The following is a 17,779-nucleotide window of genomic DNA, read 5'->3' as shown; positions in this document are numbered from 1 at the left end:
TCTAATTACTTTTTCTATATTTTAATGGCGTCGTCCCTAGGACTCTTTTGAACAGTTGATTGAAATATGAGGCATTTGGAAAACCAACAGTGATTCCGATTTGCTCCACAGGCAGGTCTGTCGTTCCTAACAAGCGGCAGGCCTGTTTGATCCGGCGGGCAGTCAGATAATCAACAAGCCTTCCTCCGGTTTCCTGATGAAAGATTCTGGAGATATAGGATTTGGACAAGTGAATCTCCTCAGCTAACTGATCCAGATTAACCTCCTCATGATAATGCTCTTCGATAAAACTCATGATTTTCTCAGAATAGCGCAAGGTTCGCCGTTCTCCTGATTGGAATACATGCTGATCTTCAGTTCCTATATTGCTCAATAATTGAAGAATTAACAGTGAAATGTCTTCGGTATCCTCAGTCAGACTGACTTTTTTATTGTGATTATATTGCTCCAGAATCCACTCCACAGACTCAACGTGATCCTTAAGATCAAAGGCACAATGTGTATTTTTCCCTTGCCAAAGCGCTGTGAATAAAGTCTTCCTTTTCGCAAAACCCTCCAGCAGGTGTTCAGCAACATGTGGATCAATGTAGAAGATGGTTCGTTCAAAAGGACACTCGGGAGAAACCTCAGAATAGATCCGGTGCAGCTGATAGGGCTGGAAAAAGAATAACATTCCCCTGCGGATATCGTACATCTGCTGATTCACAACAACGTTTCCCTGTCCGCCATACACGAACATGACTTCACAGCATTGATGCCAGTGATAATAACCTTTGTAATAGTCGTCGGTATATATTTTATAATCCCAAATCAAGGTCTTATGTTCTTCAAAAACAACAGGTTCGAACAGCTGCTTCATAGGCCCTCCAAGATGACAAAATACAAACATTTTCTTATATCTCATTATAACTTTAATCGTTATGAAAGCGATACAATAAATACGTTAAACTATGAAAAATCCGGTAGTGGAGGGTAACATTATGACGCAAAAAATTGTTAATCCGGTGTTGGCAGGTTTTCATCCAGATCCGTCTTTTATTAGAGTAGGGGATGATTATTATATCGCAACCTCTACTTTTGAATGGTTTCCCGGTGTAGAAATCCATCATTCCAAGGATCTGGTTCATTGGCATTCCATTTCACGTGTGCTGACAGAAGCCTCACAAGTAGATCTGCGTGGTAACGTAAGCTCTGGTTCCATTTGGGCGCCCGCGCTTTCTTATGATCAAGGCGTATTTTATCTGCTATTTACAGATGTGAAATCTCGCAAAAGTGTATATAAAGATCTGCATAATTATTTAATTACAGCGACGGATATCATGGGCCCGTGGAGTGAGCCGGTTAGACTTAATGGCAGCGGATTTGATCCATTTTTGTTCCATGATCTGGACGGAACCAAATGGCTGCTTAATATGCGTTGGGATTTCCGTAAAAATCACAATAACTTCTCTGGCATCGTTATGCAGCAATATGACCCGGAGACTGGCAAATTAACGGGACCTATCCATGAAATTTATAAAGGGACACCTATCGGTGTGACCGAAGGTCCGCAATTGTACCAGAAGGATGGGTACTATTACTTACTGACAGCTGAAGGAGGCACTGGCATCAACCATATGGTCACCTTAGCTAGAAGCAGAAGCCTCACAGGTCCTTATGAGACGGATCCGGATTTCCCGATTATGACCACGGCGCATGATCTGACCTACCCGTTTCAGCAAGCAGGGCACGGATCGCTCGTAGAGACTCAGAATGGGGACTGGTACATGGCGCATTTATGCACACGTCCGATTCCGGGAACGTCAACGATGAATCCGTTAGGCCGGGAAACTGCTATTCAACGCTGTGAATGGACAGAGGATGGCTGGTTGCGATTGGCCCACGGAGGGAAGCTGCCTGCATTGGAGACCGTGGCTCCTGAACTGCCGATATTCACTTTTGAGGAGCTGCCAAACAGAGATGAATTTGATGGAGAGGTTCTTGGATTTCCATACCAAAGCTTGCGTGTGCCCTTTGATGAATCTTGGGTTAGCTTGAAGGAACGTCCGGGTTTTCTTCGTCTGCGCGGCAGAGAGTCATTAGCTTCACTGCATGATCAGAGTTTAATTGCCCGGCCGATTCAACATTTTGAATGCTTAGCTACAACCTGTCTGGAATTCGAGCCGGATAGCTTCCTGCAAATGGCTGGGTTAGTCCTCTATTATGATGACAGTGATTACTATTATTTGCGTGTTACCGCAGATGAGATTCGTGGAACTAGTTTGGGCGTTGTGCTGTGTAGAGGTGGCAAATACGATGAGATTTCCTCTATGCAGCTATCTGTGAAAGATTGGGATCGTTATTATCTAAAGGCGGAAATTCATGGACGTGATCTGTTGTTTTATGCTTCATCAGACGGGGTGAATTGGACAGCTGTCTGTACTCCCTTAGATTTTGGTACGCTTTCGGATGAATATGGCGGCAAGCTTGGCTTTACCGGTTCCTATGTCGGGGTATGTGCTCAGGATTTGGATCAGCAAGCGAAGCCGGCTTATTTTGACTATTTTGAATATAAAGCTTTATAGGTGTTCGGAAAAACCATAACATTCTTCATAGTCTATTTTAGGATAAAATGTTAATTTTTACTTATCTTACATAGAAAGGGATGTTTATGATTTTGAAAAAGACTTATAAAGCCGCAATAACCTGCACGCTCTTACTGAATCTGGCCCTGTCCTCTGCTGCAATGGCTGCACCCATCGACGTCGACGTGAGTAATTTGAAAGAAGTCCAAACTTCTGGACCGGAAAAGGTTTGGGTTGGAGAATGGAAGGGCGACGATACGATTATTGTGGACACACAAGGAAATGTTACTACAGTTGGAGAACTCAAAGAGTCATCAAGCTTTGTACCCCCGGCAGATGACAATCTTATTAATAATGAATTGTTAGCACCGGAGCTAATAACACCTACTTTTGAACCTGATTCTCCGCAAGCAACTCTAGCTTCCGCTTATGGTCATGCGTGGCCGTATACAGCCGAGAATAGTTATGGAATTAACTGTTATGGTTATGCTTTAAGATTTCCTGGGGCAATCAACCCTGGTGATGGAGACGGGGTCTCAAATGTCAGAGATCCTGCCTATTTTACTAACGTGTATTATACTGCTGGTCTTGTGGTTCAAGATGGCAATACAAATCCTTTATACTTTAAACCGGGTTGGCGGATACTTCCGGGCCGAACTGCAACGATTAATTCCGATGAACATCGAATTGCACTAAGAGTGGGATGGATCGACTCAAATGGTAATGGTAAAGTCGATATTCCTGAGGATAACGTTGATTACCACTTCATGCTTCAAAATAGCTCAGGTCTATGGTCAGAGAAACATGGACATCAAGCGTCTCAAAATACGGGAATTTCAGATCCTAGCAATTTCGTCTGGAGCAATGGTTCTCTTTATGGTTTTTACAATAGCGTAACCGTTTATATTGCTGCAAAAGTATTTTAGAATTTCATAAAACATTACGTATGGAATAGCGATAGTCTTTTTTTGAAGATTATGGCTATTCTTTTTTTAGTGTCGAATTGTTTATGGGATTTTGTATACACTTTTGAGTTTTAATGTGATACAATTAAATTGTACACAAATTAAAATAAGGTGGTTATTTTGATGGTATGGGTAGCTAATATTATGGTCGGTGTTGTTGCGTTAATACATATCTATATTGTTTATTTAGAAATGTTCGCTTGGTCAAAGCCAAAAGGGCTTCGAGTCTTTGGAATGACGCAGGAAGTTGCGGATGCTTCTAAAACACTGGCAGCGAACCAAGGGTTATACAATGGATTTTTGGCGGCAGGTTTAATTTGGGGATTGGTTCATCCGAATGTGAATTTCGGCCATCAAATTGAAATCTTCTTCTTATCAACTGTTATAGTGGCAGCGTTATATGGCGGACTGACGGTGAAAAAGTCTATTTTATTTATGCAAGGACTGCCAGCTTTAATTGCATTAATCCTCGTGGTTTCGATTTAAGATAACATAGAAGTAATCGATTAGGTTTCTACCTCGCGTACTTACGTGGTGGAAGCCTTTTTTGCGTAAGATCAAGAAATTATTGGGTAAGGAAATGCGCTGGATTAAAAACAGGAATTATGGATGGTGTACCAAGAAACAACAGAGAAGTGGTTGATTAATGTGTTTTAGCTACAGGTGTGGTCCTTAGATAAGATGTAAGGGACTTTAACAAACCCATTGCATGCTTGTGTGGGCTGAATGAGTAGACAGAATGGCGTTTAATATGAAAATTCTAGACTTTAAAAGTAAATTCTCATCATAAAAAAAGAGCTGCTACCCAGCAGGGATCACCTGTCAGGGAAACAGCTCTTTTTATGTGCTGGTTTAAATGAGGATCTTATTTAATAGAGGCTGCATAAATCGCTTCTACAGATTTGGAGAGGAGCGCGTTAAACTCTTCTTCTGACTGCCCAGCACCTAGTCCCTGTGATAACGCACGTGAGAAGCTGGCGATCAGTCCTTGATTATGGGCGAGCTTATCGTTGGCCTCCGCTTGTGTGTAACCGCCGGACAAAGCGACAATTCGCAAAACATGAGGATCATCCACTAATTCGCGGTAGAAATTATTCTCCGTTGGGATGGAGAGCTTAAGCATGACCTTCACGTCTTTGCCCAGCGTAGACAATTGGGCCGATAGTTCTTCTTTTAGCAGCTTCTCTGAAGCCGTTTTATCAGCACTGTGGATATCAACTTCCGGTTCGATAATAGGAACGAGTCCCGCTGCTAAAATCTGCTTGCCGATTTCAAACTGCTGTTCAACCACCTTTTTGATACCGGAAGGATTAGCCTCTTTAATCACCGAGCGCATTTTTGTACCGAAGATGTTACGTTCGTTGGCCCGCTTCAGAAGATCACTCAAGCCGGGAATAGGCTTCATTAGTTGTACTCCGTCCTCAGGGTCGGCAAGCCCTTTATCGATTTTCAGGAAAGGCACAATCCCTTTTTTCTCCCATAGAAAATCGGCAGTATATTGCCCGTCTATGGAACGATCCATTGTGTTCTCAAATAAGATTGCACCCAGTATATGCTTAGAATCAAATGCAGGGCTCTTGATAATGCGCGTTCTCATCTCGTGAACCAACCCATACATTTGATCTTCATTAGAGTAACTGTCCTCTGCAACACCATATTGCAGCAGCGCTTTTGGTGTACTGCCACCACTTTGATCCAAGGCAGCTATAAATCCCTGTCCCGTCCGAATTTGTTCCCATTGCTCCATATTCATGAAAATTCTCCTTCCCTTCGTGAACTGAATGAAAATTTATATGTTCATTAACTATAACACTTAATGTACCGGCTCTAAACAAATGGTATTGTAAACTTGGCTGGTAACTAGTCTATTGTGAGGTGGTTTGAATCTGCGTTATAAGGACTTCCGGATCTAATTGATCCATGGGGATGACGAGGTATCTACGTGTAAGGTCTCCTGAGTCCGATCCCTAGATGGTGAAGACTTGCAATCTTAGCATACGAGAACGAATCGACGTTTAATGTCAGCTGAGTCCGGACTAGCCAAGATTGATGATACTACAGCATCGTTCGGACTGTATTGCAGCTATTTAGTGTTTTTGAAGCATTTTTCAGAAGTATCGGACTGCATAGCTCTTATTACCAAGTATTTGCTCCAAAGAGGAGTACATTGGGTCGAATAGTTGCATCTGAGTCCGATAGCATGGCGAAATGGGCTAAATCTGCGAAATAACGTCTCCTGAGTCCGAACCCATAGTTAGTGTGGACATACAGCCTAGGTTGACGAGTAAGCATCGTCGTATAATGTCAGCTGAGTCCGGACTAGCAAGATTGGCGATACTACATCATCGTTCGGACTGTATCGCAGCTATTTAGTGTTTTTGGAGCATTATTCAGAAGTATCGGACCGCATAGCTCTTATTACCAAGTATTTGCTCCAAAGAGGAGTACATTGGGTCGAATAGTTGCATCTGAGTCCGATAACATGGCGAAATGACCAAAATCTGTGAAATAGCGTCTCCTGAGTCCGGACCGTCGATGGCGAGGACGTGTAGCCACCGAAGACGAGTAAGAATCGACGTTTGAGGCCACCTGAGTCCGATCCATAGTTGTGTGGACATAAGGCCACGGCAGACGAGTACGAATCGACGTATAAGGACTCCAAGGTCCGATATCGCCGCAGCCGGAGATGCGGGTAAACATAAATGTTACTCCAAACTGAAACTAAAGACGCTCTATGCGAACTTTTAAGCGATCCCCCAAAGCGCACACTTAGCAAACTACACTCACAGGGTACTCTTAGCAAACTTCAAGACATTCACAGGGTACACCTAGCAAACTTCAGGACAATCCCAATGGTTCACCTAGCAAACTCAAGACATTCACAGGGTACTCTTAGCAACCTTCAACCTATCCCCAATGGTACTCTTTGCAAACGTCATCTCATCCCCAATCGTTCTCTTCACAGACTCCAGTCACTCCAATGTGCTTAGCAAAAATTCCTTCGAGCATTCTCAAGTAATATTCCTCGAAGCAGTCACTTTTTATGCTTAATTCCCAAATTTGGGATCAAAACGCATAGTCTTCTTCGAGGCGTGCCAGACCAATCCAGTCAATTACTTAAAGTTAGTTTGAAACACAGTGGAAGGATGAGCTTATTTAAGCGACTGGGAATTTTGTTTATGTTGTAAACAGCTTTGGATGAAGAATTTTAAATCAGAGTGTGTAAATTCAGAACGCCAAAATCCATGCTGGGAGCGGGTTGTTATCTTATTTTCGGATTATTTCCTAGTAAATTAATACGAATAATCCAATAAGATAATTGGTGTGACATTAATCATAATTACCAATTCGAAGCTTTGTGAAAATAATAACTTTTCGTAAATGTCGAAATGAGGTTGACGAATAAAAATATCAGTCGTATGATTGATTCTACTGAGTATGCTAGTAATTAAAAGTAAGTTAATAAATAATATATAACAGCGGGAGGAATGAAAGTGGAATCATCAACATTTGTGCTTTTTGGCGCTACAGGAGATTTAGCAAAACGTAAAATCTATCCTGCACTATATAACCTCTTTTTAGATGGTCAAATTTCAGGTCCTCTCTCAGTGATTGGATTAGGAAGAAGAGAAGTTTCAACTGAAGCTTTCCGTAAGCAAGTCCTGCAATCTTTGCAGACATTTTCTAGACAACCGGCAGTTGAATCTCCACAGTTGCAGGTTTTCTTGGAAGCTTTTGAATATAGCGTTCTAGATGTAGGTAATACAGAGGATTATTTGAAGCTCCTGGAGCATGTTAAACGTCGTGAGCAATTTTTTAACATTCCGGAGAATCGGATGTTCTATTTATCGGTGGGTCCTGAGTTTTTCAAGGAAATTGCCGCCAATATTCACTCCAGTGGTCTGGGATCTACGAAGGGCTGGAAGCGTCTGATTATTGAAAAGCCTTTTGGTACAGACTTGCAAACAGCAAGAGAGTTAAATGACAGCTTGAATGCCGTATTTACTGAAGAGGAGATTTTCCGAATTGACCACTTCTTGGGTAAACCGATGGTTCAGAATCTGGAAGTTCTAAAATATTCAAATCCTGTGCTTAGAGCACTGTGGAAAAATCGGTATATCGCAAATGTGCAAATTACGGCGAGTGAGATTGTTGGCGTTGAAGAACGGGCAGGCTATTATGATAAAGCTGGGGCACTTCGTGATATGTTCCAGAACCATATGCTGCAATTGCTCATGATGATGGCGATGCAGCTTCCAAAAGGCAGTACACCTGAAGAGATCCGTGGGAAGAAAAGATATGTCATGGAGCGCCTCATTCCGCTAAGTAAAGACGAAGTTAATCAATATGTTGTCCGCGGACAATATGCTGAAGGTGAAATTAAAGGTAAATCTGTTGCAGGCTACTTAGATGAACCCGGAATTAGCCAATCCTCACAAAATGAGACGTTTATTGCAGCGCGTTTGTTTATAGATGATCCATTGTGGAATGAAGTTCCGTTCTATATCCGTACTGGCAAGAGAATGAAAGAGAAATCAACAAGAATTGTTATAGAATTTAAAGAACCGTTTAATGATAACAATAACAAAAATAAAGGAAATGACGTTCCAAATCTACTCATCATCGAGATCGGTCCGAATGAAGCCATTACGCTTCAGTTGAATACGAAGGATCAGTTGCAAAAAGGGAAACTTGAACCTGTCCTCGCTACTTATGAAGCCGGAACTTCAGACGTACCAGAAGCTTACGAAAATCTGATCTTTGATGCACTTCGTGGTGACGCCACTTTCTTCGCTCATTGGAAAGAAGTCGAGCTGTCATGGCAATGGGTTACACCAATCCAGGAAGCTATGGAAGAGGGGCTAATGCCACTTCATACCTATGCTTCAGGTTCTTATGGTCCAGATGCGGCTATGGAGCTTTTGGGTGAAGACCGCTGGTGGTTTGATGATACAGATCAGGAGTCAGATCTTCTCGACGCTCAAGCAGAAGTTGCAGCAGCGCAGGAATCTATACGGCCAGGGGCTTAAGCCCCTGCCTGTTTTTTTTGCCAATTTAGCTAAAATACATCACAAGAATCTATAAATCGGAGGGAATTTACATGAAAGTAGGATTAGTTGGGTTAGGAAAAATGGGTTTTAATTTGGGTCAAAATTTGCTGGATCATGGACATGAGGTTGTTGCTTTTGATCTGAATGCACCTGCTGTAGAAGAAATGAAAGCTAAAGGCGCTAGTGGAGCAGTAACGCTTCCAGAATTGGTACAGCAATTGGAAACACCAAGAATCATTTGGATCATGGTTCCGCATCAGGTCGTTGATTCTGTAATCGCTGAACTTACTCCACAGTTGTCTAAAGGTGATATCGTTATTGAAGCAGGAAACTCGCATTATAAGGAATCGATTCGTCGGTATGAGGAATTGAAGGAGCACGGAATTCACTTTATGGATGCAGGTACCTCTGGCGGTATGGAAGGGGCGCGTAATGGCGCTTGTTACATGGTTGGCGGAGATCCCGAAGCTTGGGAAGTTGTGGAGCCTATTTTCCGTGATACAGCTGTAGAAAGCGGCTTTTTATATGCTGGTAAAGCAGGTAGCGGCCATTTTCTAAAAATGGTGCATAACGGTATCGAATACGGCATGATGGCTGCTATCGGTGAAGGTTTTGAGGTTCTGGAAAAGAGTGAATTTGACTACAACTTTGAGGAAGTAGCTCGGGTGTGGAATCACGGCTCTGTTATCCGTTCGTGGCTGATGGAACTTGTGGAACGCGCCTTCTCGAAGGATGCTAAACTAGATGAGATCAAGGGCATTATGCATTCGTCTGGTGAAGGCAGATGGACGCTTGAAACCGCCTTTGATTTACAAGCGGCGACTCCGGTTATCGCAATGGCGTTATTGATGCGTTACCGTTCCCTTGAGACCGACACATTCACTGGCAAAGTAGTTGCTGCACTGCGGAACGAATTCGGCGGACACGCTGTGGAAACTAAATAAGATTGGCCGACTCTGAATTGAGTGTTTACAAGCTCGAATTTCCCGCAATTTATGTTGCGGAGAAATTTGGGCTTTTTATTTTAAGGGGAATAGATAATGGGAAGTATAGTTGGAGTACGAATTTAATGCAGTTTACATATTTTAGGGGTAGAAGGGTAAGTTAGGAAGCAAGGGGGAGATTTCATGCAAAGTGGAATTCGTGAGCGACTTCATTTTCTAAAAAAATTTCTGCATGCGCCCCGACAATATGGTAGTGTGACTCCCAGTTCACATTGGCTGGCCCAGACGTTGCTTGATCCAGTGCCTTGGAACCAAGTGCATTCTATGGCTGAATTGGGTGCTGGGACTGGTGCAATCACAAGGTTTATTCCGCGTGGAGAAAAGACCGGTATGAATGTTCTTTTATTTGAAATAGATCCTGATTTTCGCAGTCAATTAAGAGAGGAGTTCCCCGGATGTTTCTGCAACAATGATTGTCTCCGGCTGCGTCTTGCGCTTCATAACAGCAGTCTGGAGAAGCTGGATTGTATCGTGAGTAGTTTGTCTTTGATGAATTTCTCGAAGCCAGACCGCACTAGGTTTATGGAACAGATCATTTCTTCTTTAAAAGAAGGAGGGTGGTTTATAACCTATGAATATTTTCCGCGGATGAAAACAGAGTTGAGCCAGCATTTTGAGATCCTACACACGAAGTGGGTGCTGCTGAATTTTCCACCAGCGCTTATATATATTTGCAGGAAAAAAACCACAACGCAAGTGCAACGCGAAAATCCCAAATCAACAGTCAACGTAGTCCCAATCTCTCAGGTTTATACAAAAAGATAATCATCTCCATACAACAAATGCCGTCACCCATTACTCATTGGGGAACGGCATTTTTAATTGGGCACCGAAGGCGTTTGAGTCCGATTAATAGAGAAGCTCAATATTCTCTTTGTTCAGGCGCTTCAACCAAACCTCAGAAGGCTGGCGGTCTGTGATCAAAAAGTCGATTTGGCCAAGCTCGATCAGCTTCGTAAAGGCGGTCTTATCGAATTTGGTGTGATCGGCCAGGAGTATGACCTTGTTAGCTTGACGTAGCATATATTTCTTGAGCTCACACTCCGGTTCATTAGAATCTGTGATGCCTCGCTCCATATCTATTCCTTTACAACTGATAACCGCAGTGTCCACATTGTATCTTTGAATGGTGTCATGTGCTACAGGACCCACGAGTGACATGGATCGGTAACGTAAAGAACCTCCGGTAGAGATGATATCCATCCCAGAATTCGAGAACTCATGCAAAATATTAATCGAGTTCGTGATAATGGTCAGATTGTTTTTATTGCCAAGCAGTTTTAGAAACTCAAAGGCTGTGGAGCTAGGATCCACCATTAACGTATCTCCATCATTGATTAAATCTAGCGCCTTAAGGGCGATTCCCCGTTTGATATCTGTATTCAGCGCATTGCGTGTAACAAAAGGCAAATCCTCGTTCGTGTGACGATTCAGCATGGCCCCGCCATAGGTTCGGCTTAGAATGCCATCCTTCTCCAGCTTCTCCAAGTCTCTGCGTATCGTCTCTTCTGTAACTTCAAACATCCGGCTTAGATCAGAGACTAATACTCGTTTATCCTGATGAACAAGATCAATTATTTTTTTGCGTCTTTCAGCTGCAAGCATAGGGATCACCTTTCCGAAATCTTTATATTCCTTAATCATAGCTCCAAATATCTGTGTTTTGCAATAAAATCAACGTAAATTCATGTTTGTTTTCCAATAATATTCACAAAACGGATATAAAACAAATAAAAACAACATTAATAATATTTAAAATGTTGACAACAAAGATTTGGAGGCATACGATGAAGGAGAAAATAAGTCCTGTAGTGGTAATTAGATTTGAAAGATACCAGAGCCGGCCCAGTTGCGATTCAGAGGCCAGCCTGAGGCGCTGCAGCCGGAATACTACGCTCTAGCTTGCAGAGTTGTGTGTAAAACTTTGGTGTTGATAAATTAACTTTAGGAGGCTGGTCAAGCATGAGCACGCATGTGTATTATGTTCCATCGATCAATATTATGGGCAAGGGATGCTTGCAGGAGATTGGTCCATACATCCAAGAGCTTAAATTAAAAAAGGCGCTTGTTGTTACGGACAAATTCCTTATGAAAAGTGGCATTGCTGGTAAATTGCTGACGGTATTGGACGAAGCGGGGATTGAATATGCCATCTATGATGAAGTGAAACCCAATCCGACCTGTAAAAATGTCCACGATGGCGTTGATTATCTCAAAGCGCAGAATTGTGATTATCTGATTTCCATTGGCGGTGGATCACCACAGGATACTGCCAAAGCCATTGGTATCATTGCCACAAATGGCGGTCATATCAAAGAATATGAAGGTGTACACAAGTCTAAGCATAAATCACTGCCGATTGTCGCCGTGAATACCACTGCTGGTACTTCGGCTGAAGTGACCATTAACTATGTAATCACAGACGAAGAACGCAAAGTGAAGATGGTAATGGTAGATAAGAACAGCCTTGCGACGATTTCAGTCAACGATCCTGAGCTTATGGTTGATAAACCCGCTGCACTTACCGCGGCCACGGGTATGGATGCATTGACTCATGCGATTGAAGCGCTGGTGACGCCGGGAGCATATCCGGTAACCGATGCTACGGCACTAGCCGCAGTGGAGCTTATTTTTGCTAACCTGGCTCGTACTGTGAAGAATGGCCATGATATCGAAGCGCGTGAACAGATGGTATACGCGATATTCCTTGGCGGTTTGGCTTTCAATAATGCGGGGCTTGGTTATGTGCATGCGATGGCGCATCAGCTGGGCGGCGTATACGATCTGCCGCACGGCGTATGTAACGCGATGTTGCTGCCTTTTGTGGAAGAAGAAAATGCCAAATATGTGCCTGAGAAATTCAGATCCATTGCTAAAGCGATTGGACTTAATGTAGAGAACCAAACGGATAAACAATGCGCAGATTTCGTAATTGAGTCGATCAAGGCGTTGTCTAAAGAAGTAGGGATTCCAGCCAAATTATCCGAGCTTGGTGTAGAAGAAGTAGATCTTGATCTTCTGGCTGAAAATTCGATGAAGGATGCTTGTGCACCAGGGAACCCTTTTATTCCTACTAAAGAAGAAGTTATTACACTGTTCAAAAAAATATTATAAATCACCCCTTATCATAGGAGATTGTTTATGAATAATCACATCGCCGTTGACATCGGTGCCTCAAGTGGGCGGCTGGTGCGCGGAATATTGCAAGAAGGTATTCTTTCCTTAGAAGAGCTTCATCGCTTTAGCAATAGCTTTACGGAACAAGAGGGTTCCTGTTTCTGGGATATTGATTATTTAGTAGAGCAGATTATGATCGGGCTTCGGAAGGCTAAAACCGATGGAATTACTACCTGTACGCTCGGTATTGATACATGGGGTGTAGATTATGTGCTGGTAGATGAGGACGGGAATCGTGTTCAGGAAGTATACGCCTACCGGGACCGCAGAACGGATCTGGCTGTGGATCAGGTGGCACAGCAGCTTTCACCACAAACCGTCTATGAAAAGACAGGAATCCAGCAGTTATCCATCAATACCTTGAATCAGTTATATGTTCATAAAGAAGAAGAGCTAGCGCAAGCGGATCAGATTTTACTTGTACCAGATTATCTATATTACCGACTGACTGGCCGCAGAATCAACGAGGTTACGATTGCATCTACAACACAGCTGTTGAATCTGGAAAGCCGGGATTTTGACGATGACCTATTAGAATTTTTGAATATCAGGAAAGATCAATTTGCAAAGTTAACTGAGCCTGGTGTAGTGGTTGGTCCTCTTGACGAAGCTTTAATCCAACAATATGACCTGCCTGAATGCCAGCTGATCTGTGTGGCATCCCATGATACGGCTTCTGCAGTGCTAGGTGCTCCACTTCAAGAAGGCTCAGCTTATATCAGCAGTGGAACTTGGTCTTTACTCGGTGTAGAAAGAACGGAGCCTCTAAATTCTCTAAAAGCCATGCAGGCTAACTACACCAATGAGTGGGGAGCCTACGGAACTTATAGATTCCTCAAAAATGTAATGGGCTTATGGCTTATTCAAGAGGTTCGCAGATTACTGAACAATTGCTATAGTTTTGCGGAACTTGCAGAGCTTGCACAGGGAGAAGAGGGGTTTCGCAGCCTGATCCCTTGTAATGCACCAAGGTTTCTTAATCCATCCAACATGATAGAAGAAATCCGCAGTGCCTGTATGGAGAGTGAGCAGCCCGTTCCGGAGACACCTGGACAGTTAGCACGTTGTGTTTTTGACAGCTTGGCGTTATCCTATCTAACTTATTTGGAAGAGTTGGAGGAGCTGACAGAACGTCGGATCGAGGGATTGCAAATTGTCGGCGGCGGGGCGAACAATCGGCTTTTATGCCAACTAACCGCTGACGTTATCGGCAGGGAAGTAAAGGCTGGACCAACGGAAGCGACTGCTCTAGGAAATATAGTAGTGCAGATGATTAGCACAGATTCCATTGCAGACATAACTGAGGCAAGAGCTATTATCGAACAATCTTTTGAAATAACATCATACATTCCGCAGCCGATCAAGCATTTTGATAACATTCTAAATCGCTGGAGAAGCCTTCATCTGTCCAAGGTGAATGAGCTTATCTAAGCGAAACAGACTTGCACTAATTTAGGAGGATAAACAGCATGGATCAGAGCATTATCACTAGTTATAACGAAGCCAAAAAACTATACGCAGCCCACGGTATTGATGTGGATAAAGTGCTGGAGCGACTCGCGCAAATTAAAATTTCCATACATTGCTGGCAGGGTGATGATGTAAAAGGTTTTCTTTTTAAGGAAAAAGAACTAAGCGGGGGCATTGCGGTAACGGGAAGTTATCCGGGCCGGGCGGGTACACCAGATGAACTACGTCAAGATTTAGAAAAGGCGTTATCTCTTATTCCTGGTAAACATAAGGTTAACCTGCATGCTATTTACGCAGATACAGATGAACCTGTAGATTTGGATGAACTAGAGCCACGACATTTTCAATCCTGGGTGGATTGGGCGAAGGAGCAGGGCTTAGGGCTTGATTTTAACCCTACTTGTTTCTCACATCCGAAAGCAGCCGATGGATTCACTCTCAGTCATTCGGACGCGGAGATTCGGAATTTCTGGATCAGACACTGTAAAGCTTCACGTACGATCGCTGAGCATTTTGGGCGGGAGCTGGGTCAGCCTTGTGTGACGAATTTTTGGATTCCAGACGGATATAAAGATACGCCAGTAGATCGGCTAGCTCCGAGAGTACGTTTAAAAGAGTCGCTGGATGAGATTTTTAGTCAGGAAATAGATCCGCTTTATAATATGGATGCCTTGGAAAGTAAACTGTTTGGAATTGGTTCTGAAAGCTATGTGGTTGGCTCTCATGAATTCTATATGGGTTATGGTTTAACAAATGGAAAAGCGATCTGTTTGGATGCGGGACATTTTCATCCTACAGAAGTGATTTCGAATAAATTATCTTCGATTCTGATGTTCAGTGAGCAGCTGCTGCTGCATGTCAGCAGACCTGTCCGCTGGGACAGTGACCATGTGGTAACAATGGATGATGAGCTGCTGGAAATCGCCCGTGAATTGGTTCGCGGGGATTTACTTCCTCGTACGAATATTGGATTGGATTTCTTTGATGGCAGTATCAATCATCTCGCGGCATGGGTCATTGGCACCCGCAACACTATTAAGGCGTTGCTGCGTGCGATGCTGGAACCAGTGGAAGAACTTAAGCAAATCGAGCGGTCCGGGGATTATACTTCACGTCTTGCTCTGGTAGAAGAGTTCAAATCGTATCCGTTTGGAGCGGTCTGGGATTACTACTGTGCATCACAAGGTACACCGGTGCGTGAGCAATGGCTTACTGAAGTGAAAAATTATGAACAAGACGTTTTGTCTTTAAGATAGAAGTGGATACGGAGAGCAGCAAATACAAAGGAGAGAATAGACTATGAGTACATCCTTGTTAGAATCAAAAGGTTATATTGCCAGCAGTGAAGCTCCATTTATTCAGGAAATGTCAGAGATCACCCGTCATATGTGGGAGCTTGGCTGGGATGAACTGAATGGTGGGAATGTCAGCTATTTGCTGGATGAGAACGAGGTGGCTAAGTATATTAATGTACTGGAGCCGTTGCGCACGATCAAACTCACCTTTCCGGTAAAAGAATTAGCAGGCAAGTATTTTATCGTAACAGGTTCAGGCAAATATTTCAGAAATGTGATTAAAGACCCTGAAGCGAATTTGGGAGTGTTAAGAGTTAGCGGCAATGGCGAAAGTGTGGAAGTATTGTGGGGATTGCGGAATGGTGCAGTTCCTACGAGTGAGCTCGCTTCGCATTTTATGAGTCATATTGAACGTCTGAAAGTAGATCCCACACACCGTATCGTGCTGCATACACATGCTACAAATGTTATCGCGATGACCTTCACGCATGATCTGGACGAACTGAAGTTTACCAAAACGTTATGGGAAATGTGCACAGAGTGCCTTGTTGTTTTCCCTGATGGCGTCAGTGTTATTCCGTGGATTGTTCCGGGCAGCAGTGAAATCGGCCGTGAGACTGCCAAAAAAATGAAGGATCACCGTTTAGTCATCTGGCCGCAGCATGGGATTTTTGGCACTGGCTCCACCATGGATGCTACCTTTGGTCTAGTAGAAACGGTTGAAAAGGCTGCGACGATCTACAACCTGATTGGCGGTAGAGAAATCAAACAAAAGATCACAGACCAACAGCTATGGGATTTAGCTAAAGCATTTGGAGTTACCCCTAAAGCGGGGATTCTTGAAGTCTAGAGAGTCATTATAATTTGGTGAAACCGGGCAATCGTAGATTCTGCGAGGTCCGGTTTTTGTTGTCTTTTTCTTAAAATTTGCATTTCCCATCTTTTGGGTAGATAATAAGCTTACTTAAAGTAATCAATTAATAAATTGGAGGTAACATATGAATACAGAGCAACTATTTTTACCTTTTCAAGTGGGGAATCTTTCGCTGTCGAACCGATTTGTAATGGCGCCGATGACACGCGCGCAGTCTCCGAAGGGTGTGCCGGGAAGCAATGTTGCCGCTTATTATCGTAGACGTGCGGAGGGTGGAGTGGGATTAATTGTTACTGAGGGTACTGCGATAAATCATCCAGCGGCTGTCAGTCACCAAGATATTCCTAATATATATGAAGAAGCATCTTTAGAAGGCTGGAAGAAGGTTGTGGAAGAGGTTCACGCAGCTGGCGGCAAGATCATCCCGCAGCTTTGGCATGTGGGGATGGCGCGTACAATCGGCGAGTATCCTAACGTTGAAGCCCTTCCTGTAGGCCCTTCGGGTCTGAATTTAGCAGGTGAGCCGGTGACAGAGCCGCTGACCACAGAAGAGGTTGAAAGTTTAGTAACAGCCTTCGCTCAAGCGGCGGCAAATGCCAAAAGCGTTGGCTTTGATGGCATCGAGCTGCATGGCGCTCATGGGTATCTGATAGACCAGTTCTTCTGGGATAGAACGAATAAACGTACCGATCGTTACGGTGGCGATTGGGTAGGAAGAACAACATTCGCTGTCGAGATCATTAAAGCATGTCGTCAAGCGGTTGGACCAGACTTCCCAATCGTGCTGCGCTTTTCCCAGTGGAAGCTGGGGGCGTATGATGAGAAGATGGCGAAGACTCCAGAAGAACTTGCAAGTTTCCTGGCCCCGCTTAGCGAAGCGGGTGTAGATATCTTTCATTGCTCGACCCGACGCTTCAGTCAACCTGAATTTGCTGGTTCTGATCTTAATTTAGCTGGGTGGACTAAGAAGCTTACCGGGAAGCCGTGTATTACAGTAGGCTCTATTGGCCTGCAAAGCGATTTCTTCGAGGAAGATAAAGCTCAGAAGCCTGAGGATAATATTGATGAGTTAACTGAAAGGTTTGATCGGGAGGAGTTTGATTTGGTTGCAGTGGGCAGAGCGCTTATTAGCGATCCGGCTTGGCCTGCCAAAGTACAGAGTGGAGCGATAGACGAAATCATCCCATTTACTCCTGAAGCAACGAATACGCTTTACTAAAACTAGCAGAATATACAATGACTATTTTTTTAGGTAAGAGGTTGTGTAACTGTTTCAAGAGGAGTGTATCTGCTTATAATAGTAGCATACCCCCCTTAATATGATAGAACTTGACCCTGCCAAACGTTGGCGGGGTATTTTTTTGTCGATATGCAACGCT

General features: G+C 43.5%; 14 protein-coding genes. 11 read left to right on the top strand and 3 right to left on the bottom strand.

Annotated features, from left to right (window positions below):
• Position 1: 1 nt before the first annotated feature.
• The gene (locus NST40_RS18375; protein WP_342409864.1) at positions 2-859 is read right to left on the bottom strand and encodes an AraC family transcriptional regulator; all 858 of its coding nucleotides are present in this window, start codon (positions 857-859) and stop codon (positions 2-4) included.
• A 121-nt stretch (positions 860-980) separates the two neighbouring features.
• Here NST40_RS18375 and NST40_RS18370 point away from each other — a divergent pair, with 121 nt between their 5' ends.
• The 3 genes from NST40_RS18370 (at position 981) to NST40_RS18360 (ending at position 4,015) form a co-directional block, all read left to right on the top strand.
• Positions 981-2,564 (top strand): glycoside hydrolase family 43 protein, encoded by a 1,584-nt coding sequence (locus tag NST40_RS18370; protein WP_342409863.1) that lies wholly within the window; start codon positions 981-983, stop codon positions 2,562-2,564.
• A 92-nt stretch (positions 2,565-2,656) separates the two neighbouring features.
• Positions 2,657-3,490, top strand: a complete 834-nt coding sequence (locus NST40_RS18365) for a hypothetical protein (protein WP_143761999.1) — start codon at positions 2,657-2,659, stop codon at positions 3,488-3,490.
• 162 nt (positions 3,491-3,652) lie between these two features.
• Positions 3,653-4,015, top strand: coding sequence for a DUF1304 domain-containing protein (locus tag NST40_RS18360; RefSeq protein ID WP_076128270.1), 363 nt, complete (start codon positions 3,653-3,655; stop codon positions 4,013-4,015).
• Positions 4,016-4,394: 379 nt separating this feature from the next.
• On the opposite strand, the gene NST40_RS18355 is transcribed toward NST40_RS18360, so the two are convergent.
• Positions 4,395-5,282, bottom strand: coding sequence for a fructose bisphosphate aldolase (locus NST40_RS18355; RefSeq protein WP_342409862.1), 888 nt, complete (start codon positions 5,280-5,282; stop codon positions 4,395-4,397).
• 1,741 nt (positions 5,283-7,023) lie between these two features.
• On the opposite strand from NST40_RS18355, the gene zwf reads away from it, so the two are divergent.
• The 3 genes from zwf (at position 7,024) to NST40_RS18340 (ending at position 10,349) form a co-directional block, all read left to right on the top strand.
• Complete coding sequence (gene zwf, locus NST40_RS18350; protein WP_076278115.1) at positions 7,024-8,559, top strand: glucose-6-phosphate dehydrogenase; 1,536 nt, start codon at positions 7,024-7,026, stop codon at positions 8,557-8,559.
• 71 nt (positions 8,560-8,630) lie between these two features.
• Entirely contained in the window at positions 8,631-9,524 is an 894-nt protein-coding gene (gnd, locus tag NST40_RS18345; protein WP_036688068.1) for a phosphogluconate dehydrogenase (NAD(+)-dependent, decarboxylating), read from the top strand.
• Positions 9,525-9,707: 183 nt separating this feature from the next.
• Complete coding sequence (locus tag NST40_RS18340) at positions 9,708-10,349, top strand: methyltransferase (RefSeq protein ID WP_342409861.1); 642 nt, start codon at positions 9,708-9,710, stop codon at positions 10,347-10,349.
• Positions 10,350-10,433: 84 nt separating this feature from the next.
• Here NST40_RS18340 and NST40_RS18335 read toward each other — a convergent pair whose 3' ends face one another.
• Positions 10,434-11,189, bottom strand: a complete 756-nt coding sequence (locus NST40_RS18335; RefSeq protein WP_076100077.1) for a DeoR/GlpR family DNA-binding transcription regulator — start codon at positions 11,187-11,189, stop codon at positions 10,434-10,436.
• Between the two features lie 357 nt (positions 11,190-11,546).
• Between NST40_RS18335 and NST40_RS18330 the strand changes: the two genes are divergently transcribed.
• From NST40_RS18330 to NST40_RS18310, 5 genes are all read left to right on the top strand, one after another.
• Positions 11,547-12,698: an iron-containing alcohol dehydrogenase gene (locus NST40_RS18330; protein ID WP_076219347.1), complete on the top strand. Its 1,152-nt coding sequence runs from the start codon at positions 11,547-11,549 to the stop codon at positions 12,696-12,698.
• Positions 12,699-12,725: 27 nt separating this feature from the next.
• Entirely contained in the window at positions 12,726-14,192 is a 1,467-nt protein-coding gene (gene rhaB, locus NST40_RS18325) for a rhamnulokinase (RefSeq protein WP_342409860.1), read from the top strand.
• 38 nt (positions 14,193-14,230) lie between these two features.
• A complete protein-coding gene (gene rhaA / locus NST40_RS18320; RefSeq protein ID WP_076128282.1) occupies positions 14,231-15,487 on the top strand; it encodes an L-rhamnose isomerase in 1,257 nt (418 codons plus the stop codon).
• A 43-nt stretch (positions 15,488-15,530) separates the two neighbouring features.
• Positions 15,531-16,376 (top strand): rhamnulose-1-phosphate aldolase, encoded by an 846-nt coding sequence (gene rhaD, locus NST40_RS18315; protein ID WP_036688060.1) that lies wholly within the window; start codon positions 15,531-15,533, stop codon positions 16,374-16,376.
• Between the two features lie 148 nt (positions 16,377-16,524).
• Positions 16,525-17,619, top strand: coding sequence for an NADH:flavin oxidoreductase (locus NST40_RS18310; RefSeq protein ID WP_341003004.1), 1,095 nt, complete (start codon positions 16,525-16,527; stop codon positions 17,617-17,619).
• The last annotated feature ends 160 nt before the right edge of the window (positions 17,620-17,779 follow it).

It is taken from the genome of Paenibacillus sp. FSL R10-2778, assembly GCF_038593035.1.
Classification (GTDB): domain Bacteria; phylum Bacillota; class Bacilli; order Paenibacillales; family Paenibacillaceae; genus Paenibacillus_AQ; species Paenibacillus_AQ odorifer.
This window is presented reverse-complemented; position numbering and strand designations above follow the sequence as displayed.

Coding starts and splice junctions, on each gene's coding strand:
- NST40_RS18375 (WP_342409864.1), bottom strand. CDS start 859: ATGAAGCAGCTGTTCGAACCTGTTGTTTTTGAAGAACATAAGACCTTG.
- NST40_RS18370 (WP_342409863.1), top strand. CDS start 981: ATGACGCAAAAAATTGTTAATCCGGTGTTGGCAGGTTTTCATCCAGAT.
- NST40_RS18360 (WP_076128270.1), top strand. CDS start 3,653: ATGGTATGGGTAGCTAATATTATGGTCGGTGTTGTTGCGTTAATACAT.
- NST40_RS18355 (WP_342409862.1), bottom strand. CDS start 5,282: ATGAATATGGAGCAATGGGAACAAATTCGGACGGGACAGGGATTTATA.
- gnd (WP_036688068.1), top strand. CDS start 8,631: ATGAAAGTAGGATTAGTTGGGTTAGGAAAAATGGGTTTTAATTTGGGT.
- NST40_RS18340 (WP_342409861.1), top strand. CDS start 9,708: ATGCAAAGTGGAATTCGTGAGCGACTTCATTTTCTAAAAAAATTTCTG.
- NST40_RS18335 (WP_076100077.1), bottom strand. CDS start 11,189: ATGCTTGCAGCTGAAAGACGCAAAAAAATAATTGATCTTGTTCATCAG.
- NST40_RS18330 (WP_076219347.1), top strand. CDS start 11,547: ATGAGCACGCATGTGTATTATGTTCCATCGATCAATATTATGGGCAAG.
- rhaB (WP_342409860.1), top strand. CDS start 12,726: ATGAATAATCACATCGCCGTTGACATCGGTGCCTCAAGTGGGCGGCTG.
- rhaA (WP_076128282.1), top strand. CDS start 14,231: ATGGATCAGAGCATTATCACTAGTTATAACGAAGCCAAAAAACTATAC.
- rhaD (WP_036688060.1), top strand. CDS start 15,531: ATGAGTACATCCTTGTTAGAATCAAAAGGTTATATTGCCAGCAGTGAA.
- NST40_RS18310 (WP_341003004.1), top strand. CDS start 16,525: ATGAATACAGAGCAACTATTTTTACCTTTTCAAGTGGGGAATCTTTCG.